Source organism: Endozoicomonas sp. GU-1 (assembly GCF_027366395.1).
In the GTDB taxonomy this organism is placed as follows: Bacteria; Pseudomonadota; Gammaproteobacteria; order Pseudomonadales; family Endozoicomonadaceae; genus Endozoicomonas.
In genome coordinates this window covers 2519813-2546611 of record NZ_CP114771.1, presented here as the reverse complement: position 1 = coordinate 2546611, position 26799 = coordinate 2519813, and the positions used below count along the sequence as shown (strand labels likewise).

Here is a 26799-nt window from a genome sequence, read left to right as displayed (position 1 = left end):
ATAAAAGTATTTGATATATCAAACCATCTATTTAAATAACAGATGTATAAATATAAAAAATGATGCATATAACTTTAAAATCTTAAATAAATAGGGATGAAAAATTTTCAAGATGGTATCACGCTAATTTAAATGCTTTTTGGTCTCGGTCAACGTCTTGATTTTTTGTGGTAGTAAACCGTCGTCTGAGTCGAAACTGTTATTTAAAAAGCTTTAATAAAATTATTTAGTTATTTTCTGAGTAGTGAGAGCAAAACAGGATTAACTTCCTCAGCTGCCTGCAAAGACAGAATTCGTGCTATATCCTGAATGAAGTCGCCATCGACGACATGAATCGACGACATGAAGTAGATCAAAATGACAGGAAATATGATTTCATTTGGTTAACTGCTTACCTTGTCTGCCTGTGGTAATAAGGCTTTTTTCTTCAAAAGAAGACTGGGAAACCTTCCCTGGTGAGTTGGATTGCATAGCATTTCAGTAAAGGTGAAAGACGTCAGTCGACAGGCGACAGGCGACAGAAGTAGCTTTAAGTGAGGTACCTATGATAACTGATATGAATCGTGGCTGGATCGTAGTGACGGCTGGCCTGACTATCAACTTAATGTTTGGCAGTCTTTACACGTGGAGTATCTTCTCGGAGAATTTTATTCAAACTCAGGGCTGGACCGCTTCTCAGGCATCCACGCCCTACGCAACGGCAATTGCCGCGTTTGCGCTAATCATGCTGGTAGGTGGTAAGCTGCAGGATCGCCTGGGGCCGCGCATTGTGATCACCATCGCAGCTCTGTGTACTGCGGCAGGTCTGTTCCTGTGTAGTGCCATGCCGACCAAAATGGGCGTTATTCTGGGTTTTGGTGTTCTGAACGGTGCAGGCATCGGTCTGGGCTATTCCGCAACGTCTCCGGCAGCGGTGAAATGGTTTAAGCCGGAGCAAAAAGGTTTAATTGTCGGTCTGGTTGTCACCGGCTTTGGTTTGGCACCGTTGTATGCGGCTCCGTTGGCCAAATACCTGATCGCAGAATACGGTCTGTTTGCCAGCTTTAATATACTGGCTGTGTTCTTCGGCGGTATGATCGTTGCCGGTGCTCAGTTCATGAGTGTTCCGGAAACAGCACCGAACATTGCTGATAAAAAGGCGAAAGAGATCCCGGTGGTTGCTGGTGGCTCGGAAACCGGTGAGTACAACTGGAAGCAGATGATCAAGACGCCACAGTTTGCTATGTTGTGGCTGATGTTCCTGGCGGGTTCCATGACCGGTCTGATGATCATTGGTCATATTGGTAACATTGCCAACCTGCAACTGACCGGTACGTTTAACATTACCCTGCTGGTTCAGGCGTTTTCTGTCGCCAATGCTCTGGGCCGCCCGGGTGCAGGCTTAATGTCTGACAAGATCGGTCGCGCACGCACTATGAGCATTCTATACATGTTGCAAGGTGCTGTGCTGTTGGTGTTCGGTCGTTTTGATACCTTTGGCATGATCCTGATGGGGTCAACGGTTATCACCTTCACCTATGGTGCAGCGCTGGCGGTATTTCCGTCTGCTGCGGGAGACTTCTTCGGTACCAGGAACATGGGTTTTAACTACGCTATCCTGTTCACTGCGTGGGGGGTTGCTGGCATGGCGGGCCCGAAACTGGCAGGTTATCTGGTGGACACCACTGGCGGTTATAAGAGTACCTTTATGATTTGCGCCGGAGTAAGTTTTGCAGCGGCTGCCATTGGTCTTATGGTCAAACCACCGAAAAAAATGGCTAATGTTGTGAAAGCGGAAGCTGTTTAGGCAGTTTGAGTATGTTGGAGGCACGGAGTCACAGAGGAAAAGATTTTTCTTTTCTCCGTGCCTCCGTGGCAAGGTTTTTTCTTTACTGGATAACTTCGGAAATGTGGAAGTTATTTCAGGACAGTTCCTTAGTTAGTGGCTGGAGCGGCAGCTTCGTAAAACTCATGCAGATCAGCGTGGTGGTCATTATTTTGACCTTTAACAACGTCATAGGCTCCGTGGCTGGCCATTAGCTCATCAAGAATCGCTTCACGATGCTGATTCAGCATGGGTGCCTTGATTGGCTTTTCAGGATCAAATTCGGTCATGTTGCTCAATTTAATTGGGTTGCCTGCAGTACGAACCGGCCGATCGTGTTCTCCTTGAACTTTGATGATCATGTCACGGGCCAGTAGCTGAGGATGGTCGAACAACTTGTCAATGGTATTGATCGGTGCACAGGGAACTCCCTCTTCGTTGAGGGCGTCGATCCAATGCTGCATTGGTTTGGTTTTGGTGATCGCTTCTATGTCCTGGACCAATTGAACACGGTTTTGAACCCGCAGGTCATTGGTCAGAAACTCTGGTTTCAGTGCCAGATGGGGTGACCCCAGAGCGTCGGCCATCAGCAGGAAGAGTGTGTCATTACCTGCACAGATGACAAACTTACCGTCCTCGGCCATAAAGGTCTCAAAAGGTGCCAGCGATGGATGGTTGTCACCGGTTCGGGTGGGTACAACGCCTTCAACGTCGTAACGCGCCAGAGCGGTCTCCAGCAATGCGGCCTGACAGTCGAGCATGCCGATGTCGACGCGTGCGCCCTGGGCGTCACGGTTGCGGCTGTAAAGTGAAGCCAAAATACCTATAACACCGAACAGGCCTGCACCCAGGTCACCAAAGCTGGTGCCAACACGGGCAGGCTCTGCACCGGGCCAGCCGGTCAAACCCATTACTCCGCCCATTGCCTGTACCACCATGTCGTAGCCTGGCAGTTCACTGAACGGGCCGCTGTGTCCAAAGCCTGAGATAGAGGCATAAACAATATGTGGATGGGTTTTGGCCAGGCGCTCAGGGCCGTAGCCAAGTCGTTCCATAACACCGGGGCGGAAATTTTCAACAACAACATCGCTGGTGTCCAGAAGTCGTTCCAGCAGTTCCCGGTCGCGTGGTGATTTAATATCGAGAGAGATGCTCTCTTTGCCTCGGTTGAAGCACATGAAATAGGCTGAATCGTTTTCAATGAAAGGACCAAACGCACGTGTGTCGTCGCCTGTTCCAAAACGCTCAATCTTGATTACCCTTGCCCCAAGATCCGCCAGAATCATTGTGCAATAAGGTCCGGAAAGTACGCGGGAGAAGTCTAATACCGTGACGCCGTCCAACGGGCCTGGCTTGTATTCTGTTTCGCTTGTGTGATCCATAGAGGCTACTCCAGTGTTTATAATCTAACAATAACGATACAGAACGTACCGTAATTTCACATAGGTTATAAAACAACCGTTTTTGTTCATTGTTCGGGTTTGACTGGAAAAACAACCCCTTCAGGTCAATAAAACCAATTTTATTTGCTTTGGTGGTTAGGTATTAATCCTGTTTTTGAATTATCAAAGAATCAGCTATTCGTATAGTCCTGAAAGCAAAAGACTTGCTCTCAAGGGACGTTAAAAATCCGCTGACTCTTTGAATGGTTTTAGCGGCAAGACGATGGTAGCGACTTCAGACAGCAACCGATCAGGCTAATGCTCTGCTGGTAATTTACTCCCCATGTGAATCGAGGTGGTTTAATCCCACATCCATCAGTTGTCAGTCAGAGCAGCAGTATAAGCCGCCCGCTATCCTCCAGGCCTTGCGTGCAATGAAGATCACCCTGCCTTGAAATAACGACAGCTTCAATATTTGACTGTTGGTTCAGATATGAAACCGACGCTTCAACGGAAGAAAGAAATCCCGCAGTGCTCCAGATTTCGCCATCGACAGAATGTTTGGAGATAATGGTCACACTGGCGATATCGGTTGAAATTGGCCAGCCTGTTTGTGAGTTGAGGAGATGGTGGTAATGCTGTCCGTTTGCCTGAAAAAAACGCTCGTTGATTCCTGAGGTCACCATGGAAGCACATCGGAGCAGAACGATACGGCAGGTCTCACCACGACTTGACTGTGGATTTTGAATGCCAACATGCCATGCCTTGGTTGCGTTTGCCGGCGAGTGGCCAATGGTCAAAACATTGCCGCCCAAATTAATGATTCCCTGTTTAACGCCTGCGTCCAGCAGATACCGTTTGATTTGATCGGCAAAGTAGCCTTTGGCAATGGCTCCCAGGTCAATCTCCATACCGGGCTGGGACAAGTACACAGAGTGATTGTGATCATTCAGAGTAATTTTTTGCGGATCAACTAACGATATTTTTTCAGCAATTTCATCCTTTGTTGGCACTCTGGCATCCTTAAAGCCGATGCGCCAGGTCTTAACCAGTGGGCCTATGGCAATATTGAATGGATTCCTCAGGTCATCACTGACCGCTTTTGCCTTTTTGATCAGGTGATACATGTCCGGCGGAACGGTAACCGGTTTTACTCCTGCATTTTGATTGACACGCATTAACTCAGAATCAGGTTGATTCACTGTGAAGCGCTGTTCGTATTGGTGGAGTTGAAGGTAGGAGTCCTGAATAAGCTGCACACCATTGGGGTGATGAATCTCCAGGTCAATGAAGGTTCCCATCATGTGAAATCGGGTTTTAAATCGTTTCATTGAGGTCTGCCTTTTCACGCTCTGCAAGACGCTCTATAAGACAAAGGGAGAGCACTGCTCCCCTATGAATGATGTAATTCAACATTTATTCAATGTTGCTTAAGCATGGCTGGCAACGCTCTCGCCGGCAATACGACCGTAGGTAAAGATATCAATAAGTGCATTACCACCCAGGCGGTTGCCTGCGTGGATTCCGCCGGTCACTTCACCTGCTGCGTATAAACCGGGGATGACGTCACCTTCTTTATTGATAACACGCGCCTGCGTATCGATCTTCAAACCGCCCATTGTGTGGTGAACGGAGGGCTTGTGTGGAGTGGCATAAAACGGAGCCTGCTCAACTTTCAAGCCAAGGGCGCTCTTATGGAAGTCAGAATCATGACCCTGCTCAACAAAGCCGTTATAACGCTCAATTCATGTAAATCAGACCACCGTTGCTAAAGAAAGATTCAGAGAGCACGTCGCGGCTTTCGCATTCGTCAACGAACCGCTTGCCGCTTTGGCTAACAAAGACATAGTTTTCAGGCGGTACAATCAGTCCTGTCAGAAGTGCGCCAGACTTTTTCAGTTAGCCAGTCGATGGACTCCATAGAGCGGCTGGTCAGCGTTTTCACCAGGTCGTACTGACCATAAATGGCGTTACCGTTGAGGTCGGTACGCTTAGCACCGAGATAGGTCTGAATCAGGTGCAGTTCAACCGAGTCAAATAGATAGTGTTGGCCGTGTTTCAGATCGTCAAAATAAGTCGTCAGTTGTTCTTTCAGTGTTTTGAAGTCGAACAGGTATTCTTCGGCAATTTCAGATTCTGGTGTGGTGGCAATGCTCTTCAGGTAGTCAGCTTCACCGGGCAGGGCGGAGAATTTATTTTGCCAGTCAGGTCTACAGCGTTTGATACACCGTCAATAACCGCCTGACTACTGGCGCTAGCACCAGAAATAACATCGATGTTCAGCGATTGATTATCAAGAATTTGTTGCGGAATTCGCTCAAAAGCGGGATTGGCAATGCCATCGGATTCGTTTGAAGAATCAACGACAATATCAAGGATTTTATCTTCGGAGAAGGTAACCGTCACCGGCAGTTTGCCATTATGACCAACGCCATATGCCGTGTATTCACCGGGTTCAAACTCGATTTTGACATTTTGCAGTTCTTTGATGCACTGGTGTTTGACCGCCTCAGCAGCACTGTCCACAATCATGTAGTCCATGATGTCCCAGAGTGGGGAAGGAATAGTCAGCTCTTTTTGCTGGTTGACGTCAGCAAACTCTGTACAGGTCTCGTTGTTCAGTGCTTTGGTGGCCCAGGTGGGTTCTACCAAATAGCCTTTACCAACACTGACGAGATCATAACCCTGCTCAAGCGCTTCATCTGCCCGCTGGGCAATACCACCCACACCAATAACAGGTACTTTTGCCAGGCTTTCGTCTTTGAGCTGGTGATATTTAGCGATGAGAGTTCAGGGTTGACGATGGAGTTACGCGCCCAGCTACCCATTGAAAAGTGCAAATAATCCAGACCGCTGGCCTGGCTATCAACTTAATGTTCGGCAGCCTGTACACGTTGCCATGCCGACCGAAACCGGCGTTATTCTGGGTTTTGGTGTTCTCAATGGTGCAGGCATCGGTCTGGGCTATTCCGCAACGGCTCCGGCGGCAGTGAAATGGTTTAAACCGGAGCAAAAAGGTTTAATTGTCGGTCATTGGTAAGTAGTTGGCCAAATGGAATCGTATATTTCTGGCTAAGTGGGCAGTTGCTATGCAAGGCGCAACGTAGGGAGCATAGCCGTAGCTATGTGACCGGAGTTGCAACGCCGCAGAGTGACTGACAACTTAGTCAGAAATATATGATTTCATTTGGTTAACTACTTAACATTGCCAACCTGCAACTGACCGATACTTTCAGCATTACCCTGCTGGTTCAGACGTTCCTGATTAACAACACCAGAAGTCCGGATAGAGCCGCTTTAACTCGGATATTTCATAAACTGCCCAGAATCAAACCCAGTTGATAAAAACTCATCAAAGCCTGCTCAGCATAAGGCTTAACCCGGGTTCGCTCGGCCGTCGTCAGGTGTTGCAATGTCTGCTTGATAAGCTGCTTATGGTTCACCGGCTGGTCAAGGGTGGAGGCAGTTTGAAAAAGCTGCCAGGCCAGTGCATCCACCGTCAGAAAGCGCGTTTCATTTTCCTGACGGTAAACAATCAGCAGGGTTGGTTGTTCGGGCGCAGTCTGTGGTTGAAAGTCACGGCTGATTTTATGGACAGGGTATTGGTAGGCGGCGGCCACAGCATTAACCGACCATATCAGTGCATCTTCACAGTCTGAAAAAACTGCGATTGCTGTGGCGGGTGGTTCGTCCTGTTCATTGCCCAGCAACAGGGTTTCCAGCCACTCATAGTGGGCCAGTTCCCGGAGGAACGGTGGCAGTGTGTGCGACTTATCAGTCACTGGATTAGTATTAAGCCAGGCCAGAAACTCCCCGGAGATATCAATAAAGTAGGGGGAGCTGGCAGGGTGATCGGCAATAAAGCGATCCACCAGATGATTGAACGCCTCCTCCGGCAATAACTTTTTCAGCACCGGGAAGCCCTGACTGACAAAGTTAGAAATATTGTTTCGGATCAGCCGGGAGTAAACGGCAAAGCGTTCCGGCTTTATCTGCTCAAATGGATTATCAGTCTGATGACGTATAGCCTCGGTAAACTGCTGTTGAACTATCTGGAAATCATCCACAGGCGTACTCCTTCTGCTGATGCATCACAGAGTGCTGAATCCGGTGTATGGAATCGAGCTCTTCAACCAGCTTGTCCAATGGCGGAATATTAAAGTCCCGCTCCAGTAGCGTTGGGAAAACGCCGTGGTATTGGTAAGCTTTGCCAAGCAGCTGCCAGACATCATCGCGAACCGGTGCGCCATGACTGTCGATAATAAGGTCCGGCTGCTCAACATAATGGCCGGCAATATGGCCGTAGCTGATACGTTCAGTGGGCAACTGCCTCAGAAACGTATCTGCGTCATAACCATGATTGACGCTGTTGACAAAAATATTATTGATATCCAGCAGCAGCTCACAATCCGCCAGTTCCAGAACCCGATGAATAAACTCAATTTCCGGCATCTGCTGCCCGGGAGCGCAGTAGTAAGAGACGTTCTCCACCGCAACGGGCTCACCCAGAAAGTCCTGGGTCTGTTTTATCCGGTCCGCCACGTAATGTGCAGCCGCTTTGGTAAAGGGAATAGGCATCAGGTCATAGAGATGCCCCTGGTCAGAGCAGTAACTCAGGTGTTCGGTGTAACGAACTACCTGATGCGCCTGAAGAAATGCCCTGATATCGTGCAGCAGATTCATATCCAACGGTGTCGGACCACCCAGTGACAGGGAGAGACCGTGGCAAACCAGCGGTATCTGATCGAGAATCTGCTCCAGCAGCTGACGTCTCTGTTGCGGCGCTTTAATCCAGTTTTCCGGAGCAACCTCCAGAAACTGAACAGAGGAGGGCACCTTTTTGGCCAGGCTCTGAAGATGCTCCCGGCGCAGGCCAAGGCCTGCACCGCTGAGTGAAGGAACAGGCTTCATCAGGCGGCTCCGCACTTGCCTTCGCCGCATTTGCCTTCTTCATCCTTGCTGGCTGATTCGCCGCACTTGCCTTCACCGCATTTGCCTTCGCCCGCTTTCATGGCACTGTCGCCACCGCATTTGCCCTCACCACACTTCCCTTCGTCCGCTTTGGCCGATGCCGAAGATGCACCACATTTACCTTCACCGCATTTGCCCTCATCCACCCGTTTTTCCGCCAGCACAATGCCCTCGTAGCCCTGGCTCAAAGAGCTGATCGAGCCGGTCATATCGGCACTGACAGTGACGGATGCAGCGGAAACCAGGGTGGCAGCAACCAGATTGGTCAGTTTGTTGGTTTTTGTTGTCATGGTGACTCTCCTGTCGTTTTTTAACCGACCGCAAAGTGCGGACTTATCAATACAACGGGAAAGTCGGCGGGATGTTACAGATTCGTTGAAAAAAAATGGAAAAATAATTTCAGGCCGGTGGTTCCGGCCTGAAACGATGATTCTTATAGAAGGCCAAAGCGGAAAATGGTTTTTTCCTGATAGGTTTCACCGGGATTCAGCCGGGTTGAAGGAAACTCCGGCCTGTTGGGGGAGTCCGGAAAATGCTGGGTCTCCAGACAGAAACCTGCCCGCATACCATATTGGCTGCCGCCCCGTGCAGGCTCACCTGCCAGATAGTTGCCGGTATAGAACTGCACTCCCGGTTGACTGGTAAGCACTTCCAGGGTACGACCACTGTCTGGTTCTTCTACCCGGGCGACAGGTGTCAGAGAGCGATCACTCCCCCTCTCCGTCCAGATAACCCAGTTATGGTCGTATCCCCTGGCCTGCTTCAGCTGAACAAAGTCCTGGGCAATATCCTGACCAATAGGCTTCATGGTGGTGAAATCCATGGGGGTGTTAATGACTGACTCAATCTCACCGTAGGGAATGGATGTTTCATCAGTTGGGGTGAACTGGCGGCAGTGCAGCTGCAGCCGGTGGCTGAGACAGTCGTCACTGCCATTAAGGTTGAAATAAGTGTGGTTGGTCAGGTTAACCACGGTGGGGGCGTCTGTTGTTGCCCGATACTCAATACCCAGCTCATTGTGGTTATTCAGGGTGTAGATCACGTTGACACTCAGGTTACCGGGATAACCCTCTTCACCATCTTCTGATTCATAGTCAAGGGACAGTGTGCATATGTCGTCACTGGTATGGGACTCTGCCCGCCACAGGGAATGATCAAACCCAACCTTGCCACCATGCAGGTGATTCGGTGCATTGTTACAGGCCAGCTGAAACGGTTCACCCTCAAGTTCAAATTCTCCCCTGGCGATACGGTTGGCATAACGGCCAACAATGGCACCAAAATAAGCACTGGACCGCTCGTAATCCGCCACCGAATCACAGCCCAGGGTGACTTCGCCCATATTGCCTGCTTTATCCGGCACACGAATGCTCTGGATAATACCGCCCATGGTCAGGACGGTGACTTCCATGCCCTGCTGGTTACAGAGCCGGAAGGCATACACCGGTTTACCGGAGCGAGTGGCTCCAAACACTTCCTGAAAAATCTTCATAAATATGCCATTGCCCTGGAAAACAAATCGCCAACTTTCATAGTCCAGCTTGCAGAGAAAGTGGATTGAGGTCTGAGGAGTGTTCACATGGAAAATTGTGAACATCCCTGGTAGGTAAAGAAAAATTCACGCAGTCAGCGTTATCACCAAAGATAGCTAGTTCTCGTCCAAAAACACAACCAATTGAAAACTGTAGATTTTATTCTGAAAAATTAAGTGGAGCCCTACTGCTATCTGGCGACTAAACTTCCCAAGACCAAGAAACATAAGGGATTGCCAAAAACAGAGGGCTCCAAATGCGCAAAAAACGCAATTTGCAGTGTAGTATGGAACTCCATTACGTACCTCATGAAATCTGCTCCCAGCTTTCCGGTATCTCGCAATGGCTTGATGCCCATCCACAGTTCAATGACTGGATTTATGAGGACTTAAGTTCTGGTGATAAACAGAACACTGGGCGGAACGGACTATCAGCAGAATCCGTTCTTCGTGCGGCACTTCTGAAACAGTATTTGAATTGTGATTATGACTACTTGTCGTTTGTTTTGATGGACTCCATGCTCTTTCGAGACTTTTGTCGCCTCGAACCAAACCAGCGCCCCAGTCGCTCCAGTTTGCATGGGCTCATCAGCCTTCTTACTGCATCTACATGGGAGCGGATTAATAACTGTCAGCTAATGACCGCTAAAGATCAGGGTATTGAAAAAGGGCGTACTGTGGCTATTGACAGCACAGTCACCGAATCGGATATCAAACCTCCCTGCGACAGTGATCTTTTAGCCAGTTCCGTTAAAGAAATTTGTCGTCTGCTGGAACGGGGACAAACACTGACAGCGACACCGCTTTATGAATATACCCATCACAACCGAGCCGTAAAAGATGCGGCCAGAAAATGCATCTACTCTGGTAAAGAAGAGCGGCAACAGCATTATAAAAAACTGCTGCAGTTGACCCGAAAATCCCGGAAGGTGCTTATCGAAGCCACTGTCAAGCTTGCAGACGCCCGTCAGCAGGGGCAGTGTCTCCTGGCTGATGATGCCGACAAGTGGCAGGCCGATGTGGATCACCTGTTACCCCTGGTGGATGTAATAGTCTCCCAGACAGAGCGCAGGGTCTTTAAGGGTGAAAAGGTGCCAGCCCAGGAGAAAGTGGTTAGCCTGTATGAACCCCATACGGATATCATCGTAAAAGACAGGCGACAAGTGCAGTACGGCCATAAACTGAACCTGGTTCAGGGAAAAAGTCGATTGATCCTGGACCTGGTTATTGAGGAAGGTAACCCAGCGGATTCGGACCGATTCATTCCGATGATGGAAAGACAAAAAGAAATTTATGGTCGTGTACCTCGCCAGACAAGCGGTGACGGTGGATACGCGTGTCGAGTAAATTTGGAAAAAGCCAAGGCTATGGGAATCAGCGATGTGGCTTTTAATAAGAAGCGCGGACTTGAAGTCGAAGAGATGACTAAAAGTCAGTATGTGTATAAAACGCTCTTTCGCTTCCGGGCAGGTATTGAAGCGGGAATTTCGTGGCTAAAGAGATGTTTTGGGCTATCACGTTGCCACTGCAAGGGTTCTGAGCGTTTTGACTCTCATTGTTGGTTATCGGTGGTCTGTTACAACCTGGTGATTCTGGCCAGGCACCCGGCACCATCCTGATAGCCACCTCCACGCTACATCAAAGTACCTTTCCAGCATGGTGGGAGGATGTTTTCTGCCTGCTTTTTGCGTTTTTCTCCAATATCCGTCCCAGATTAGAGAAAAAAAAGGAGGTTTTTTTCTGGATCGCTGGAATTTCAGGAAATATTAAAACGTACGTATAGTCCGATTATGATTGGCTGATGCGTTTTTGGACGAGAACTAGCTATAGTATCCAAGGCTTGTATATCAATTCACTGATGGACGTCATGCCCGTGAGTATTTTTAGCACATTTTGTAACCGCTGACCGTATGCCAGGGCTGCTGGGCAATGACTACAGGCAGGGGAGCTGCGATTATGGCCCGGCCTGTTGCACCACCGGATCGCATTGGTACGTCATGGCGTGAACAGCGTAATGTAGCCACTGATGATCTCCAGCCATTGCGACATCGGCCTCTATGCTCTATAACTATTAACTCTGGGGGCGATTCGGATTCGACGACGGTATTGAACCCTGAGGTGCATGCCGAGGGCGTAGTGGTTCTCGTTAATCAAAACACTACAAACCTATTAGTTGCCAATGATAGCAACTTTGAAGCTGCAGCAGCCGCTGCTTAATCGTACTTAACACTACGAAGCTTCCAGTCTAACCGGTTCGTCTGCTGGCTGGTATTCAGACTGTCATCGTAAGCGGGCTCGCCACGATCAGCAGGTCTCTGGCTGACGGGTTAAAACCTGTGAGAATCGCACTGAAGAACCCCGACCACTGGGTCGCTACGGTGTAAAAACTAAAGGTGGATCTAAGCATGTAGAGCCAAAGGCTGAGAGCTGGCGGACGCGGGTTCAAATCCCGCCGCCTCCACCACATATAAACCTCGTAGGTTATCGATCTGCGAGGTTTTTTTATGACTGGGTAGAAGGTGTTTTTGTCTAATCGTCCAGAAAGTGTCCAACCGGATTTTTTTGGAGTGAGTTGGATTGGCTCAACACACACAAATAGAAATAATTTATACACACAGGTGATTCATGAGAACCAACAAATGATGATGGTGGAGTCATCGGGCTGGATTGACTATTTCAATGGCATGAAGCTGCCAGACAGAAAGTGCTGGGTATTCGGTGCCAGAGCCGACCACAGCGACAACCCCTATGGCATTGGGGATATTGAGACCATTACTGAGACAATTGTCGAATTGCAGCATCATAAAATCTGCATGCCCTGTCGTGTAAATATTTGCCAATTTCGTACATTTTGTACGGGCCAACACTGGCACCAAAAACAACTAAGGATAATACAAGTGATTGTTCATCAATTATTGAATCATCTTGCTTGAGTTCCAGATACTTAAGGTATGCTTCGGGAGTCGTACGCTTGGCAAAATAATTCTCGGCCGGTGTACTGTAAATAGCATTGATCTGATTACAAATAGCGACGGTTGCCACTCCAGTACACACTGAGAAGATGCCTTTTTTAATCAATTCAGCTGATGATATTGGTGATAATGCAGGAGGCATTTGCAGATTGGCTGAAATTGCAGAGTTGTTGACAGGTCCCATGGTATAACCTCGATTGAAATGCCAAATTATTGATTTTGTTATATGAGTGATCAGGCAAAGTAGCTGCATGTCCTGTTGTATATGGATTTAGCTAGGGACGTACCAAGGTTATACAAATCAGTCAGGCCTCCGCTGGCAGAAAATATGACTATCGGGATTAACACATCCTGGACAGTAATGCCAAAATCGTTGAGTTTAATGTATTTAAGACGTTGACCATGAGGCAGGTTATCGAAAGCAAAAATTTCTGGCAGGCAATTCATACTTCCAGCGAATTTCATCACAGGCAAAGGAGGTAACAAATCCAGCTTGAACTAAGAGATTGGCTTTTAATCCAATCTTCCCCAACTGTGAAAATATTGAGAGAGGCTCCGGATTCCGTGATGGTATAGTTGCCACGGAATTGTTGGGAGAAGAGAGCGTTAGCATTTATGAACCTCTAATCGAATCTAGGACTAAAACTATATGAACCCAAGTTTAAACCAAATAATGCAAAAACAAAGGATCGATCCAACAACTTTTTTATCAAGAATTAAAAAAGAAACAGTAACCCCTACTTCTTCTTTTTCAGATTTAAATACTTTACTTAATGAAAAGTTACGTGATGGAAAATTACTGGCAAAAATGCTTGTTAATTCTTCGACCCATATGGATTCTGTCAGATTAGAGCAGGAGTTTGTTCAGCTTACCTCGGAAGATAAGATCGTGAAGTGCGCTGCAACTTCACTTTTGGCTCCTTGCCCAAAACAAAAACTATATCGAAACATTGGTTTTCTCATTGATGCAGACAAAGCGAAACTTCATGTCATTGCTGACAGTGATGTTGGTTCAATACCTGTTGATAGTCAGGGTCATTTTCTGGAATGGGATTGTACAAAAAAAGCCTACAAAAACATATCTATTCGGAGAGGTAAAATTATTAATCTTGGCTGTGTTGGTAGCTTTGCTTTGAGTTGTAATATTGAAAATAAAAAACTATTTCAAACCACCAGGCAACTAAAAGATTATATGGTAGAAAATGCTCATTTAATTGAAAACAGGTTTAATCATAATGAAGTTGTTTGCGAATACACTACTGAGTCAGTAATGGCTATATTAATTACCTTTAATCGACATGACAAACTTTATGATGAAAAAAGTCAAATACTTCACGATGGGTTAGAATTTAAAAAAAAATCGGAGCAGATATTAGGCTTGAAACTTCCAATAGTCATATTTGATTGCGAAAGAGGCACTATCTGTCAACAGGAGGCATAACGTTCGGTTCAAGTGCGGCGCAGGCGTGACCTGGAACCACTTGATACGCCCGGCATGGTCATGAACTGATGGGGTGAAAGTCCCGGAGTCCGTCAGGTTAAGCAGTCCATCAGGGCCAGAGGCTTTGAGACCTCACCCCAAAGGCCGGTCTCTTTATTAAGAGAGTGGAAGCATTCCTCTTTAGTCATGATGGAAAACTTTTCCTTGTAAAGCGGGGTGAACCATATATGATACCGGTTTTTGGAATTTGAGGTATTGAGAGACAGCGGCATCACTGGCAGTGGGCTGTCCCAGTTTATGAAAGTGGTGCAGGCACTTTAAAGCGCCTTACTTACTATTCATGCTCAAGAATATGAGAGATGTGGTTTGATAGTGGAGTGTTATTATGAACTGTCTTTATTAGGTTCTCGACTTCCTGAAAAGTCCTCCCCGAATAAATGGCATCAACTCTTAAACCAGATGGATCTCCTTTAAATAAAACATTGTTGGGATTATTTGGATCTTCTACAATATTACAGGCTTTACGAGGTGCCATAAGAAATACATGCCCATTTTCAAATAACCCTGTGAACAAAGGGTATACTTTATCACTGTATTTAAGGGTTGTGTTACTCAGATTCATAACTGCATAGAGATTTTTTATATTTACTTGCTTTGGCTCATAATTAAGCTCTGAGCGGTGGTCATATTCATAACGTGTATAAGAATGTTCAAATATGCCTGAGTTGTAAATTGATATAAAATTCTTATATTTATCAGGATTTGCTATTGCTTCCATATTCTTGAATTGAATTGGACGCTGTAAATCTTCGATAGCCCTTTGATCAATAGATTTGTTGGTATTATGGCATGTCTGCTTCAGTTGGAGTTTGTCAGGCTGAGCGAGTTCATTTGCTTTAGGTTGAATCGCCTCAACTGGCACATAGTTGAAACTGCCAGGTTGTCGCTGCTGGTTTTCTGTTGAGTTTGCTGATTGCGGTGGAGCTTTGGGCAATAATTTTGTTTGATTATTTGAAATATTGGTTAGCATAAGATCTTCCTTAAATAATTTTACTTACCTAATATCTTGGATCCTAAGTTTACAAAAAAGTTTCATTTACGAAAATTTCCTGGCTGCTACACAGTTAATAGTCCAATTCCCTGTTCCCTCTTAACCATTCCTTCACAAACTGTTTTATTTCAGCCAGCTGATTTGACTCACTTATCTGACCGCATTCCAGTTGTCCGAAATCGCAGGTAACCCCATTGCCTTATATATGCAGTTACTCCCTTTTTCCTGATTAAAGCAGTCAAGAGCCAGTGGATTTCTCACCTTTACAGGGAAGGCCTGCCTCTGATCACTTCTGCCAACTACAAGATAATAGCCACCTGTCGGCTGGTCATGGAACAAGGCAATGACCATGCTTTTGATGTGCTCGGCCCTGGCTCTTTCAAAGCTGGTGGGTGGTCGTTTTGTGTTTGTCCCGGCTCCTTCAACGATCTGTTTCAGTGTGGATATAACCTCTGAGCCAAAAAGAGTCTCCAGAAATGTGTGTCTTTGCTGAGCCGTGAATAGTTCCAGCCGCTTGCAGTCTCTGTAATCAAATAAGGGCCTGCCAATGAAATCGTCGTACATCGCCTTTGCCATAAGCTCGAACTCCTGATCAGCAGGAGATGCTTTGCGCTCCTGGTCATACCCCCAGCCGAATGGATATTGCTTCAGCTTAAAGAGTCGTAATATATCATCAGCGTATTTCCGGACACATTGGCGCTGGCTCTCTGAGTGTCTGGAGGCTCCTTTGTCAAACTCAGCCAAAAATTCCCCGCGAGTCCATTTTGCCGGATCCCCCTTGACATCCCAGCTTTTTGGAAAGACCACTGATTGTTTCAGCAGGTGCAGCATTGTTCCATCAATATTGCCGCCGTTGCCAGGCACTTTTTTATTGTCTGCTATTTCAGAGAGTTTTCTTGCCGAGGGTGGAGCAATCTTTTCGGCAATCTGGCGGTAGCCTACGGTTTGTGAAAACTTGTGGACACATTCGCTGGGTTTCATGGCCTGCTGTTTGACCCGGTTAAGATCACTGACAATGGCTTTTGATTTTTCTGCACAGCGCTCTTCCAGAAATTGATCCAGCTCTTTTCTTTCAGGCTCGCTTTGACAGTTTTCTACAAACTTCAGCACCGCATCTGCAATAGCCATATCCCCCTTAAGCTTGCGGATGTCGGCGATTGATGGGTAGGTTTTGGTGACAGCGACAGGCTTTGCTGTTTCCCTGGCAACAGCTGGTTTGCTGGTGACAGGTTTTGCTGCAGGCTGTGGCGTAGATGGTTTCGACCTCACTGGTGCTGGCTTTGTCTCTTCTTTGTTCTTTTTGGACTGTTCAAGGAATTTCCGCCCCTCTTCAAGTGTTCTGTCTACCTCCTCCATTTCTTTATCTATGGCTTCGCGGCGCTTTCTTTCCACTTCTGACTCTTTTTGGCCATCATTGTTTGAGTCTGGCTCATTGACACCAGAATCAGGGCCCGGGTCTCTGCTCTCTGGAGCAGAAGGGATAGAAACTCCAGAGTCTCTTACCAGTGCGTTTACTTCATTGCTCATGAAGTTAAAAGCGGAAAGTGTCTGTAACCTGCGAAGAAGGGATTTATCAGTATCCGATTCAACTTTCTCCAGAGCATCTTTAAACGTGGGGTTACTGAAGGCTTCCGATATGCAGGCAGTTCTGACATCGTCCATCAGCATGCCCAATTTCTCGGTCATTTGTTCGATCGCATGCTTGATGATTTCGCCCTTTGCTTTCATTCCTGCTGGCATTTGTCTGTCGAGCTGATACACGCGTCGTACGAACTCAGTAAAATGATGTGCTGCTTTTTCCTTATCGGGAGAGACAAAGTCGTGAGCCCTGAAAGTAAATAGTTCTTTTATTTCCAGAATGGCTTTTTGTCCCTTCCCCTCTCTGATTTTTCTCAAATTCTGGGAAAGTTTAATTTCAAAGGTCTGATAATCCTGATCAGGTAATTCAGGAATAAAAGGGAGTGCTATATCTTCATCGAACAGTTCATCCAGCTCTGAGTCTGAAATTTCAATCTCATCGGCTTGCTTCCGGGAAGGTGGCGCTTTAGGCCTTTCCAGTTCTTTAGGCCTTTCCGGTTCTTTAGGCCTTGCCGGTTCTTTAGGCCTTTCCAGTCCTTTAGGCCTTTCCAGTCCTTTAGGCCTTTCCGGCTCTTTAGGCCCTTCCGGCTCTTTAGGCTCTTCCGGCTCTTTCCTCTTCTTTTTGGGGGCTGGTTTTTCCATCTCTGGCATCATCATGCCGAACAGTTTTTCATGTTCCAGGCAGGAAGCCTTGCCAGTGAGAAAAGTGTGTACTTGGCTGACAACCCCGAGGTCGTAATTGTCGAGGCTTTTCCAGGTGGGATTAGATGTTTGACCTGGATCTTTATCTCCCCGGTGGCAAGTCTGTTGCTCTGTATGGGCAGAGTCACTGCCACGGCGGGCAGCAGAAGAATGTGTGTCCAGTTTGTATAGAAAGAGCTGGTTATTAGTATCCACTTGATAATCCCTGACTTAAATAACTTGAGTTAATTAAAGTTGGAGTTTTGTAAGTCCAAAAAATTCAATTTCAGCTCAGGGAATTCATCATTAATTTATAAATTACTGAATAAAAAAGTTATTTTATACTCCTTTGAATGCGTTTAAATGACGGTTTATTTGGGATAATAGTACCTATTAGCTCTCCGCAGGGGGCAATTCTCAAAACTACCTATATAATAAACCGCTAGATTCAACCCTCTATCGAAGCAATAAATGATTTAAATAATGAAAATCCCGGTTGCTTCCGGCCAGCTTTGCCATTATGTTTTAACTGTTTTTTTATACAGTCTGGGTTTTCTGGTAAGCGCAGATGCACCGATTAGCCTGTCAGATTCATTACAACCAGCAAAGCATGGAGACTTCAGGGACTTGTTACACATCCGACAAGGTTTTGATTAATAACTTGCACAATAGCATGGCTCTGTTTGCCGAGGTTGCAGGGGAGCAAAAGATTCAGTGGCACAGTAATATTATCCCGGCCGATTTTATTGAGAGTGCTGTCAATCAATTGCAGGCGATTTATGTTGATGCAACCCCTATAATTCGTTACAACAGGGCAATTCTTAATCCACCTTATTTCAAGATCGGCAGTAAAAGCCGTCATCGAAAGTTACTCCAGCAGGTAGGCATTGAGACCGGCAACCTCTATTCCGCCTTTGTTGCACTTGCCATCAAACTTCTTGAGCCTGGTGGTGAACTGGTGGCCATCACCCCGCGCAGTTTCTGCAATGGCCCGTACTTTAAAGGATTCAGGGATATCCTGTTAGAGGATACTGCACTGAAGAAAATCCGGGTATTCAACAGCCGTACGAAAGCGTTTAAAGGCGACAAAGTCCTGCAGGAAAATGTGATTTTCCACCTGGTAAAGGGAGATCCACAGGGGGATGTGGAAATTTCATCCAGCAGTTGTGCTGAAGACCCAGAACCGATTATTCGAATCACCCCTTTCCATGAAGTGGTTAATTCAGATAATCCAGACCGTTTTATCCATATTGTGACCTCAGAGCAGGAAGCCGATATCGCCGTTAAGGTGGGCGGTTTGCCGTGCTCATTGTCTGATTTGGGTCTTGATGTCAGCACCGGAAAAGTGGTTGATTTCAGGACCAGGGATAACCTCAGAATGGAGCCCGAAGCGCAGACTGTGCCACTGATTTATCCCATGCATTTAAAAAATGGTTCTATCGTATGGCCAATAAGCAATGTAAAAAAACCGAATGCCCTGCTTAACAACAGTGAAACCGCCAAACTGATGGTTCCCAACGGCACTTATATATTGACCAAACGACTGACAGCAAAAGAAGAAAAACGCCGGATTGTTGCCTCTCTCTATGAACCGTCTGTTGCTGACGTAGACGTTGTAGGATTTGAGAATAAAACCAACTATTTTCATGCCTTGGGCAAACCGTTGCCGCAGGATCTTGCCAGAGGCTTATGGCTGTTTTTGAATAGCACTATTGTTGATCAATATTTTCGGCAGTTTAACGGGCACACCCAGGTCAACGCCACGGACCTGAGAAACTTGCGTTACCCGACAACAGAGCAGTTGCAAGCTTTAGGGCATGGAGCAAAAGGAAGCTCGCTGCCATCTCAGGAGGAGATCAATCGTCGGGTGTCGGTTATTTTTCAGCCAGTAATCCCTTCCTTCATGATCAAGCCTGGTATTCTGGCCTCTTTATAAAATACCAAATATTTGCTCCAACGTGAGCTGTAGCAGCGCCATCTTTGAATGCTGTACCAATAGATGCCGTACTGAACCATTTTTCCATATTAGGGATGGGATACCGTTTCTGAAATTAGTACCATTGTCTTCTAATCGTCTGCTGCGCTCAGCACAAGTGATATCAAAGGAGACGTTGCTATGGATCGTATCCATCTGGCACAGGTGCCACGAAACAACCAGGGCAAGATCAGTTACTCGTCTATCCCGTCCATGGCAGTGCGGGTGATGGTGGCTGAAGAGGAACTGTCGGTTCTGCAACGGCGGGTGAAGCGGCACCATGATGTTCGGGACCGGTTGCACATTTGTGAAGAGGAACTGGCTGGGCTGGAGGCGCATATTGCTGATTTGGAAGAGAAATTGGTTGAGTGGCGGGCGTTGCTGGCGGAGGCATAAAAGCCGTTGCTTTTACAGCCTGATGACTACAGCCGCCTGAGTCTCTTCACTGAACATGGCCAACTCATCATCAGTAATAAGTGTGTGATGATTACCATCAGTGTGGCTCTGCTTCTGCGAAGGTCATCAACAAAGCAGCTTATCGCTATTGATTTTAAAGCCTGCTGAACCGTGAACTCGCGTATTGCCATCTTTTGAAGTGGTAGTATGCTCAGGCAAGTCCAATGTTATATCGTGTTCAGGTGTTTGATGAGTGAGCAGGAACCTGCATTCTGGCAGGTAAAATCGTTAACCGAGATGACGCCCGAAGAGTGGGAGTCGCTCTGTGATGGCTGTGGTCGCTGCTGCCTCAATAAGATTATTGATGCGGATACGGATGAGATTCACACAACGGCGGTAGCCTGTCGGCTGCTGGATCTGGAGACCTGCCGCTGCAGGCATTATAAACACCGTCGCAAGTATGTGGATGACTGCATCAAGTTTACCCCGAAAACCCTGCATGAGCATTTGCCGTGGCTGCCGGACAGCTGCGCTTATCATCTGCTCTACCATGGTTATGACCTGCCGCAATGGCATCCTCTGAAAACCGGAAGCTCGGACTCTGTCCATGAATCCGGCTTCTCCATCAAGGGCAGGGACATCGCTTCAGAAGAAGATGTTCCGGACCCTTCGGACTGGTTTGATTATATTATCCGGGTGAAGTGAGGCGGTTTCTGAACAACTTTCAGATTACGGCCTCAGTGATTGGATGGTGTGTGTGGCACCCGCGCGGACGAAGTCAGCGTCACAGCCAGCGGTGACCAGGCTGAACCCTTTTTTTCGCATACGATCAGCGAACTGTGGCCCCATGCAATGGATGGCTGCTGGCACATTATGCTTTTTGCTGCGGGCAAGGATATGTTCGATGGCCTCCATAACGGGAGCCTCATAGTGGTCTGGTTGGGGCTGACAGCCCAGGGCGTAGGACAGGTCAAAGGGACCAATATAGATAGCTCCCAGTCCTTCGGTGCTGAGGATATCATCCAGGTTATCCAGAGCCTGACGGGTCTCTATCATGACCATGGGCAAAATGGTCTCTTCTGCTTTTTCCGGGTAATCACTGCCGGCATAGATCATCGCCCTGCTGGGGCCAAAGCTGCGGTTGCCTTTGGCGGGGTAACGGCAGGTGGCGACAAATTCCCGGGTCTGCTCTGCGGTTTCAATCATTGGGCAGATAATGCCATAAGCACCGGCATCCAGCATCTTCATAATGATGCCCGGATCAAGCCAGGGAACCCTGACCAGCGGAGTCACCGGGGTGGTGGATATGGCCTGCAGCATGGCCAGGGCCGATTCAAAGCCAATCATGCCGTGCTGCATATCGATGGTCATTGAGTCAAAACCCTGGTGGGCAATCAGCTCGGCCGTCATTGGGCTTGGATGGATAAGCCAGCAGTTGATGGCTGTCTGGTTCTGCTGGAAAAGGCTCAGTACCTGATTCGTTCTCATTGTTAGTCATTGTTATCTATTTGCTGTGGTCAAGACAGTATAGCCAACGGACGAACGGGTTAAGCGGCGGCTTTTCTGTATGATAATTGATCCCAAGGCTTGTCAGCGGAGTGGAAAACCTTACACTAGCCGTTTGTCTGTCCGGAGACAGGGTCGTCCTGACGGGCGCTATTTCCGGACCATCTCCGGGTTAAATTGAATATTGGCACAAAGAGTCTGTGATCGAATGACAGCCCATGGCACGCTTTACGGCCTGGTTCTGGCTGGTGGTCGTTCCTCCCGGATGGGGCAGGACAAGTCACGGCTGAACTGGTGTGGCAAACCGCTTTACCAACATATAGCTGCTCTGCTGGCCGGGGCCGGGATTGATCAGGTTCTGATCAGTGGGTCCGGTTTTGCCCCGGATGATTCTGTTATTGCCGATGTGGTTCCCGGAAGAGGCCCGCTCAGCGGCATTCATGCGGCTTTACAGCGACTGCAGGATGGCGACCGGCTGCTGGTGATTCCTGTGGATATGCCACTGGTTCCTGCCGATGCGATCCGGACACTTGGCGATCAACAGCAGGTGTGCTGTTTTGCGGGTTTTAATCTGCCGATGATATTGCCGGTCACTGCAACATTGCGGCAAGCCGTTGAGCGTGCCATAACCAGTGACAATCCGAAGGACTATGCCCTGTGGCGCCTGCATCAGCTTTCAGGTGGACAGACCCTGGCGCTGCCGTCATCCATGGCAGACCTTTTTGTCAACGTCAATACGCCAGAAGACTGGCATAATCTGGTTAATAAGGCGGTTGTTCAGACGTAATCTGTCGTCCACATTGCAGACCTGGTCATGAGCACCCCTGAATACGATTGAAAATAGACTGGAGCGAGAATAGCCATGGCTCATAATCAGTTTGATGAGTTTATTCCTGTAAATATTGCCGTGTTGACGGTGTCCGACACCCGTACCGAAGAAAACGACACATCCGGTCACTTACTGGTTGATAGCCTGACCGCCGCGGGTCACAAACTTGTTGACAAGGCCATTGTAAAAGACGACATCTACAAGATTCGCGAAGTCGTATCCCGCTGGATTGCCAGTGATGCAGGGTCTCCAGATTGCGTGCAGGCCGTGCTGGTTACAGGCGGTACCGGTTTCTCTGGCAGAGACAGCACACCAGAAGCACTGTTGCCTGTTTTTGACAAGCAGATTGATGGTTATGGTGAGCTGTTTCGCCAGCTTTCCTATGATCAGATCAAAACCTCTACCATCCAGTCCCGTACCGTGGCGGGCATGGCCAACGGCACTGTTATTTTTGTTATGCCCGGCTCCAATAATGCCTGTAAGACAGCCTGGGAAGGCATTATCAGGGATCAGCTGAACAGCCAGCATCGCCCATGTAACTTTGTTGAACAATTAAAAAAGGCAGGGTAATCATGTCGTCTGCCAATAGTGCCCTCAGCCATATTGATAGTGATGGTAAGGCCAGCATGGTTGATGTTGGTGAAAAAGACATCACACGTCGTGAAGCCAGGGCCGAAGGTTATATCTACATGGCACCTGAGACACTGGCACTGGTAAAAGACAATGGCCTTAAAAAAGGGGACGTACTTGCCGTGGCCAGAATTGCCGGCATTCAGGCGGCTAAACAGTGCAGCCAGCTGGTGCCGCTTTGCCACCCGTTGATGCTGAACTTTATCGGTGTTGAGTTTCAGCTTGAAGACGCGGCTTCAGAGAATGGCGAAGCCTGCATTCGAATTGAAACCTGTTGTCGTTTGAATGGCAAAACCGGCGTTGAGATTGAAGCGCTGACAGCGGCATCGGTCGCTGCCCTGACGATCTATGATATGTGCAAGGCAGTGGACAAAGAGATGCATATTGAAGGCATTCGTGTGCTGGAAAAGAGTGGTGGTCGCAGTGGTCACTATATTCATGGTTCAGCGACAGGTGGTGCAGCATGATTACAGTACGTTTCTTTGCCAGTTTTCGGGAAAAGCTGAACTGCGAACAGTTGACGCTGGAAGAAGGTGAGTATGCTCCCTTGCTGTCCGCATTAAAAAGTCAGTTGGCGGACCAAGGTGAAGACTGGCGTGAAGTCATGATGAGTGAGCGTACTCTGGTTGCCATCAATCAGACCATGACTCGTCAGGATGTCACATTGCAGTCTGGTGATGAGGTCGCCTTTTTTCCTCCGGTGACCGGCGGGTGATTTTTATTTGAACCACAAAGACACGAAGACACAAAGGGGTTATTTTGTTCTCGTTCCCACAGTCTGAGACTGTCGCGAAAGCCCCTAGAAACTTTGTGTCTTTGTGCCTTTGTGGTGAAAAGTGGTGCAAAAAGACAAACAGGATCAGAACCTTGATTGCCATTCAAACAGAAGACTTTAACCCCGGCCTGGAATATAAACGTCTGGAAGGGAATAAGTCGTCAGGAGCGATTGTCACTTTTACCGGTACGGTTCGCGATATGAACCTTGGGGATAAGGTGGGAGGCCTGTTTCTGGAACATTATCCGGGGATGACGGAAAAAGCCCTGCAGGAAATTATCGATGAGGCCATGGCACGTTGGGAGCTTCAAACTGTCCGGGTTATCCATCGCATGGGTCAGATGTACCCCGGGGACCGAATTGTTTTTGTGGGGGTCGCCAGCGCCCATCGCAAAGAAGCGTTTGCAGCCTGTGAGTTTATTATGGATTACCTGAAAACCCGTGCGCCGTTCTGGAAGAAAGAGACGACACCGGAAGGGGATCGCTGGGTGGACGAGCGTGAGTCTGATCAGGCAGCAGCGGATCGCTGGCTTTAACCTTCGAACTCATAAAGAACATCTGCTTCATGTTAAGAACAGTATTTTTAGCATTCTTGCTCTCTTGCCCGGGGGCATCGGTCTACGCAGAAGAACTGAAAGTCGCCGTTGCAGCAAACTTCAAACCATCGCTGGACGTTTTGGCAAAGGCATTTGAGGCAAACACCGGGCACCGGTTGTTGATCTCCTCGGCCTCGACCGGTGTGCTGTATAACCAGATTACCCACGGTGCGCCTTTCGATATCTTTCTGTCAGCAGATAGCCTCAGACCTGAGCTGCTGGAAAAAAAAGGACTGACGCTGAAGGGCAGCCGATCCCCCTATGCCCTGGGCGAACTGGTGCTATGGAGCCCCGGATTTTCCGCTAAAGAAGGGAAAACCATGACCCTGGAGGATCTGGCGGTTTATCAGGGACGCCTGGCCATCGCCAATCCGGCAACGGCCCCTTATGGTCTGGCGGCACAGCAGGTGCTGGAAAAGCTGGGTTTCTGGTCATCGTTCCGCTCCCGTCTGGTTCAGGGTGCCAGTGTCCAGCAGGCCTGGCAGTTTGTGGCCAGCGGTAATATTCCCGCAGGGCTGGTGGCGAAAGCGCAGCTGGTAGACAACGATGGTCACATTTTTTCGATTCCTGCAACGTTGTATGATCCGATTCAGCAGGATCTGGTTATCTTAAAGCGCACCAGGCAACCTGAGGCGGCCAGGGCATTTGTAGCGTTTATTTTGTCACCGTCTGCCCAGCGCACCATTGCCAGACAGGGTTACTTTCCTGTATCGACGACAATGGCCGATAAAACAACGTCCGAAAATCGAAGGGAAGCGCTCTGAATGCTGCTCACCGCTGTCTGGGTAACGCTGAAGCTGGCCACCATTACCACCGTGATTCTGATGCTGCTGGCGATTCCCATGGCCTGGGGGCTGGCTAATATGCAGAGTCGGCTAAGACCTCTGTTGGAAGCCCTGGTGGGGCTGCCAATGGTGTTACCGCCCACCGTCCTTGGCTTTTATATACTGTTGCTTTGCTCGCCAAACTACGCTCCCGGGCAGCTCTGGCTGTCCCTGACCGGCACCACCCTGGCGTTCAGTTTTACCGGGCTGGTGATCGCTTCTGTTATCTGCTCCATGCCCTTTGTCGTGCAACCTTTGCAACGGGCGTTTGAACAGCTGGATAAAGGCCTGCTTGAGGCGGCAGCCATGATGGGGGCCGGGCGCATGGACCGTTTCTTTAATGTGGTACTGCCCTGTACCCGCCGGGCGATGATTCTGGCGGCCTGCATGGGGTTTGCCCATACCGTTGGGGAGTTTGGTGTGGTGCTGATGATTGGCGGCAATATTCCCGGAGAGACGCAGGTGTTGTCCATTGCCCTGTTCGATGCCGTGGAATCTCAGCAGTTTACCGAAGCGCACCAGATTGCCGCGGGACTGATGGTGTTTGCCATGATTCTGCTGATTACCCTATACAGCCTTGATCGTCAGCCCGTGGCTCAATTACCCCTCAAATCACACCCTGGTCGTTATTAATGCTAAGAATTGATATTCAGCTGCCCCGGGACCGCTTTGTTCTTAGTGTTGATGAGTCACTGGATACCGATAACACCTGGGCCATGATGGGGCGTTCCGGGTGTGGTAAAACCTCATTGTTGAGAACCATCGCGGGTTTGGAAAGTCATGCCAGGGGGCGGCTTCAGTTTAATGATGAAATCTGGCAGGACTCGGAGCAGGGAATATGGGTTCCGCCGGAGCAACGGGGTATTGGCTATATATTTCAGGAAGCCCGGCTGTTTCCCCATCTGGACGTTATGGAAAACCTCCGGTTTGCCTTGCAGCGGGCCAGAGCCAATGTTGCCATGCCGTCATTGTCTGAGGTGGTTGAGCAGCTCGATATTGTGCATCTACTGGGGCGTAGGGTTGATAAACTGTCTGGCGGTGAGAAACAGCGTGTGGCCATTGCCCGCACCTTATTAAGTGCACCCCGTCTTCTATTAATGGATGAGCCGCTGGCGTCACTGGACTGGTCATCAAAAACAAGCATTCTGCCCTGTTTAAGAAATATCCATCAGCACTTTGGCATACCGGTTGTTATGGTGAGTCATGCCCGTGAAGAGGTGGCACGGCTGGCTGATAAACTGCTGCTTATTGACCAGGGGCAGGTGGTATCCCGGGGCGAGTGTCGTCAATTACTCAGTCGGCCAGGTTCTTTATTAACCCGCGATGACTGTGCACTGTCGATTCTGGAAGTGCAGGTGGGTAGCCACGATCACCAATATGGTTTCACTGAGCTGTTATTGGGTGACCAGAAATTGCTGGTCAATCAGGTTTCAGCGCTGCCGGGAACCGGCCTGAGAGTGATATTGCCGGCTCAGGAAGTCAGTATTGTGGTGGACGATATCCACTGCACAAGTGTTCAGAATCGAGTGGCAACAACGATTCAGGCTATTCAGGAACTGGATTCCAAAAATGTCATGCTGTTTATGGCGGCGGAAGGGCAGACATTGCTGGCACTGGTCACCAGAAGAGCGCTGGGGTTATTGAATTTGTCAGTGGGGCAACGTGTTTTTGCCCATTTTAAAGGGTCCTGTCTGGATGTTGTCTAATACTCAACGAAGGAGAGGTTTTGAATGGAAGTGTGTGCTAACTTTTGACAAAGGTTTCAAGTAGAAAAAGTAAAACGCTCCCATTTTGTTTTTCTTCTGTCGTTAGTATTGGATCAAATGAAACCGGATTTTGATTCCATTAGTCCGATCC

Annotated in this window: 27 protein-coding genes and 1 other RNA gene; 16 read left to right on the top strand and 12 right to left on the bottom strand. The window is 48.3% G+C overall.

Annotated features, from left to right (window positions below; genetic code table 11):
• Positions 1-556 precede the first annotated feature (556 nt).
• A complete protein-coding gene (locus O3276_RS10490; protein ID WP_163372101.1) occupies positions 557-1786 on the top strand; it encodes an L-lactate MFS transporter in 1230 nt (409 codons plus the stop codon).
• Positions 1787-1914: 128 nt separating this feature from the next.
• On the opposite strand, the gene O3276_RS10485 is transcribed toward O3276_RS10490, so the two are convergent.
• From O3276_RS10485 to O3276_RS10470, 4 genes are all read right to left on the bottom strand, one after another.
• Positions 1915-3186, bottom strand: coding sequence for a CaiB/BaiF CoA transferase family protein (locus O3276_RS10485; RefSeq protein WP_101747817.1), 1272 nt, complete (start codon positions 3184-3186; stop codon positions 1915-1917).
• A 386-nt stretch (positions 3187-3572) separates the two neighbouring features.
• Positions 3573-4517 carry an FAD:protein FMN transferase gene (locus O3276_RS10480; RefSeq protein ID WP_269675577.1) on the bottom strand — a complete coding sequence of 315 codons (945 nt, stop codon included), beginning with the start codon at positions 4515-4517 and terminating at the stop codon, positions 3573-3575.
• 99 nt (positions 4518-4616) lie between these two features.
• Positions 4617-4931, bottom strand: coding sequence for an FAD-binding protein (locus tag O3276_RS10475; protein WP_269675963.1), 315 nt, complete (start codon positions 4929-4931; stop codon positions 4617-4619).
• A gap of 412 nt (positions 4932-5343) precedes the next feature.
• Positions 5344-5913, bottom strand: coding sequence for an FMN-binding protein (locus tag O3276_RS10470; protein WP_269675576.1), 570 nt, complete (start codon positions 5911-5913; stop codon positions 5344-5346).
• A gap of 100 nt (positions 5914-6013) precedes the next feature.
• Between O3276_RS10470 and O3276_RS10465 the strand changes: the two genes are divergently transcribed.
• Complete coding sequence (locus tag O3276_RS10465) at positions 6014-6226, top strand: hypothetical protein (RefSeq protein WP_269675575.1); 213 nt, start codon at positions 6014-6016, stop codon at positions 6224-6226.
• Positions 6227-6497: 271 nt separating this feature from the next.
• On the opposite strand, the gene O3276_RS10460 is transcribed toward O3276_RS10465, so the two are convergent.
• From O3276_RS10460 to O3276_RS10445, 4 genes are all read right to left on the bottom strand, one after another.
• Positions 6498-7253 carry an HvfC family RiPP maturation protein gene (locus tag O3276_RS10460; RefSeq protein WP_269675574.1) on the bottom strand — a complete coding sequence of 252 codons (756 nt, stop codon included), beginning with the start codon at positions 7251-7253 and terminating at the stop codon, positions 6498-6500.
• Positions 7246-8097 (bottom strand): HvfB family MNIO-type RiPP peptide maturase, encoded by an 852-nt coding sequence (locus O3276_RS10455; protein WP_269675573.1) that lies wholly within the window; start codon positions 8095-8097, stop codon positions 7246-7248. The genes O3276_RS10460 and O3276_RS10455 overlap by 8 nt, the downstream gene beginning before the upstream one ends.
• Positions 8097-8447 carry an HvfA family oxazolone/thioamide-modified RiPP metallophore gene (locus tag O3276_RS10450; RefSeq protein ID WP_269675572.1) on the bottom strand — a complete coding sequence of 117 codons (351 nt, stop codon included), beginning with the start codon at positions 8445-8447 and terminating at the stop codon, positions 8097-8099. The genes O3276_RS10455 and O3276_RS10450 overlap by 1 nt, the downstream gene beginning before the upstream one ends.
• A 143-nt stretch (positions 8448-8590) precedes the next feature.
• Complete coding sequence (locus O3276_RS10445; protein WP_269675571.1) at positions 8591-9736, bottom strand: aldose epimerase family protein; 1146 nt, start codon at positions 9734-9736, stop codon at positions 8591-8593.
• A 209-nt stretch (positions 9737-9945) separates the two neighbouring features.
• On the opposite strand from O3276_RS10445, the gene O3276_RS10440 reads away from it, so the two are divergent.
• The gene (locus O3276_RS10440) at positions 9946-11307 is read left to right on the top strand and encodes an ISNCY family transposase (protein WP_269673722.1); all 1362 of its coding nucleotides are present in this window, start codon (positions 9946-9948) and stop codon (positions 11305-11307) included.
• Positions 11308-11767: 460 nt separating this feature from the next.
• Positions 11768-12152: a transfer-messenger RNA gene (ssrA, locus tag O3276_RS10435) on the top strand.
• Positions 12153-12460: 308 nt separating this feature from the next.
• On the opposite strand, the gene O3276_RS10430 is transcribed toward ssrA, so the two are convergent.
• Entirely contained in the window at positions 12461-12844 is a 384-nt protein-coding gene (locus tag O3276_RS10430; RefSeq protein WP_269675570.1) for a hypothetical protein, read from the bottom strand.
• A 465-nt stretch (positions 12845-13309) separates the two neighbouring features.
• Between O3276_RS10430 and O3276_RS10425 the strand changes: the two genes are divergently transcribed.
• Positions 13310-14101 carry a hypothetical protein gene (locus O3276_RS10425; RefSeq protein ID WP_269675569.1) on the top strand — a complete coding sequence of 264 codons (792 nt, stop codon included), beginning with the start codon at positions 13310-13312 and terminating at the stop codon, positions 14099-14101.
• 334 nt (positions 14102-14435) lie between these two features.
• Here O3276_RS10425 and O3276_RS10420 read toward each other — a convergent pair whose 3' ends face one another.
• Positions 14436-15131 carry a hypothetical protein gene (locus tag O3276_RS10420; protein ID WP_269675568.1) on the bottom strand — a complete coding sequence of 232 codons (696 nt, stop codon included), beginning with the start codon at positions 15129-15131 and terminating at the stop codon, positions 14436-14438.
• A gap of 171 nt (positions 15132-15302) precedes the next feature.
• A complete protein-coding gene (locus O3276_RS10415) occupies positions 15303-17627 on the bottom strand; it encodes an SPOR domain-containing protein (RefSeq protein ID WP_269675567.1) in 2325 nt (774 codons plus the stop codon).
• A 457-nt stretch (positions 17628-18084) separates the two neighbouring features.
• Here O3276_RS10415 and O3276_RS10410 point away from each other — a divergent pair, with 457 nt between their 5' ends.
• From O3276_RS10410 to O3276_RS10400, 3 genes are all read left to right on the top strand, one after another.
• Positions 18085-19347 (top strand): Eco57I restriction-modification methylase domain-containing protein, encoded by a 1263-nt coding sequence (locus tag O3276_RS10410; protein WP_269675566.1) that lies wholly within the window; start codon positions 18085-18087, stop codon positions 19345-19347.
• A 180-nt stretch (positions 19348-19527) separates the two neighbouring features.
• Entirely contained in the window at positions 19528-19782 is a 255-nt protein-coding gene (locus tag O3276_RS10405; protein WP_269675565.1) for a hypothetical protein, read from the top strand.
• A gap of 249 nt (positions 19783-20031) precedes the next feature.
• The gene (locus O3276_RS10400; RefSeq protein ID WP_269675564.1) at positions 20032-20487 is read left to right on the top strand and encodes a YcgN family cysteine cluster protein; all 456 of its coding nucleotides are present in this window, start codon (positions 20032-20034) and stop codon (positions 20485-20487) included.
• Positions 20488-20511: 24 nt separating this feature from the next.
• On the opposite strand, the gene O3276_RS10395 is transcribed toward O3276_RS10400, so the two are convergent.
• A complete protein-coding gene (locus O3276_RS10395; RefSeq protein ID WP_269675563.1) occupies positions 20512-21270 on the bottom strand; it encodes an HpcH/HpaI aldolase family protein in 759 nt (252 codons plus the stop codon).
• Positions 21271-21496: 226 nt separating this feature from the next.
• On the opposite strand from O3276_RS10395, the gene O3276_RS10390 reads away from it, so the two are divergent.
• From O3276_RS10390 to modC, 8 genes are all read left to right on the top strand, one after another.
• Positions 21497-22075: a molybdenum cofactor guanylyltransferase gene (locus O3276_RS10390; protein WP_269675562.1), complete on the top strand. Its 579-nt coding sequence runs from the start codon at positions 21497-21499 to the stop codon at positions 22073-22075.
• A 75-nt stretch (positions 22076-22150) separates the two neighbouring features.
• Entirely contained in the window at positions 22151-22687 is a 537-nt protein-coding gene (gene moaB, locus O3276_RS10385; protein WP_269675561.1) for a molybdenum cofactor biosynthesis protein B, read from the top strand.
• A gap of 2 nt (positions 22688-22689) precedes the next feature.
• The gene (gene moaC, locus O3276_RS10380; RefSeq protein WP_269675560.1) at positions 22690-23214 is read left to right on the top strand and encodes a cyclic pyranopterin monophosphate synthase MoaC; all 525 of its coding nucleotides are present in this window, start codon (positions 22690-22692) and stop codon (positions 23212-23214) included.
• A complete protein-coding gene (locus O3276_RS10375; RefSeq protein WP_269675559.1) occupies positions 23211-23462 on the top strand; it encodes a MoaD/ThiS family protein in 252 nt (83 codons plus the stop codon). The genes moaC and O3276_RS10375 overlap by 4 nt, the downstream gene beginning before the upstream one ends.
• 152 nt (positions 23463-23614) lie before the next feature.
• The gene (gene moaE / locus O3276_RS10370; protein WP_269675558.1) at positions 23615-24058 is read left to right on the top strand and encodes a molybdopterin synthase catalytic subunit MoaE; all 444 of its coding nucleotides are present in this window, start codon (positions 23615-23617) and stop codon (positions 24056-24058) included.
• A 29-nt stretch (positions 24059-24087) separates the two neighbouring features.
• Entirely contained in the window at positions 24088-24882 is a 795-nt protein-coding gene (modA, locus tag O3276_RS10365; protein ID WP_269675557.1) for a molybdate ABC transporter substrate-binding protein, read from the top strand.
• A complete protein-coding gene (modB, locus tag O3276_RS10360; protein WP_101745063.1) occupies positions 24883-25575 on the top strand; it encodes a molybdate ABC transporter permease subunit in 693 nt (230 codons plus the stop codon).
• Positions 25575-26648 carry a molybdenum ABC transporter ATP-binding protein gene (gene modC / locus O3276_RS10355; protein ID WP_269675556.1) on the top strand — a complete coding sequence of 358 codons (1074 nt, stop codon included), beginning with the start codon at positions 25575-25577 and terminating at the stop codon, positions 26646-26648. Before modB ends, modC begins: the two co-directional genes overlap by 1 nt.
• Positions 26649-26799: the final 151 nt, after the last annotated feature.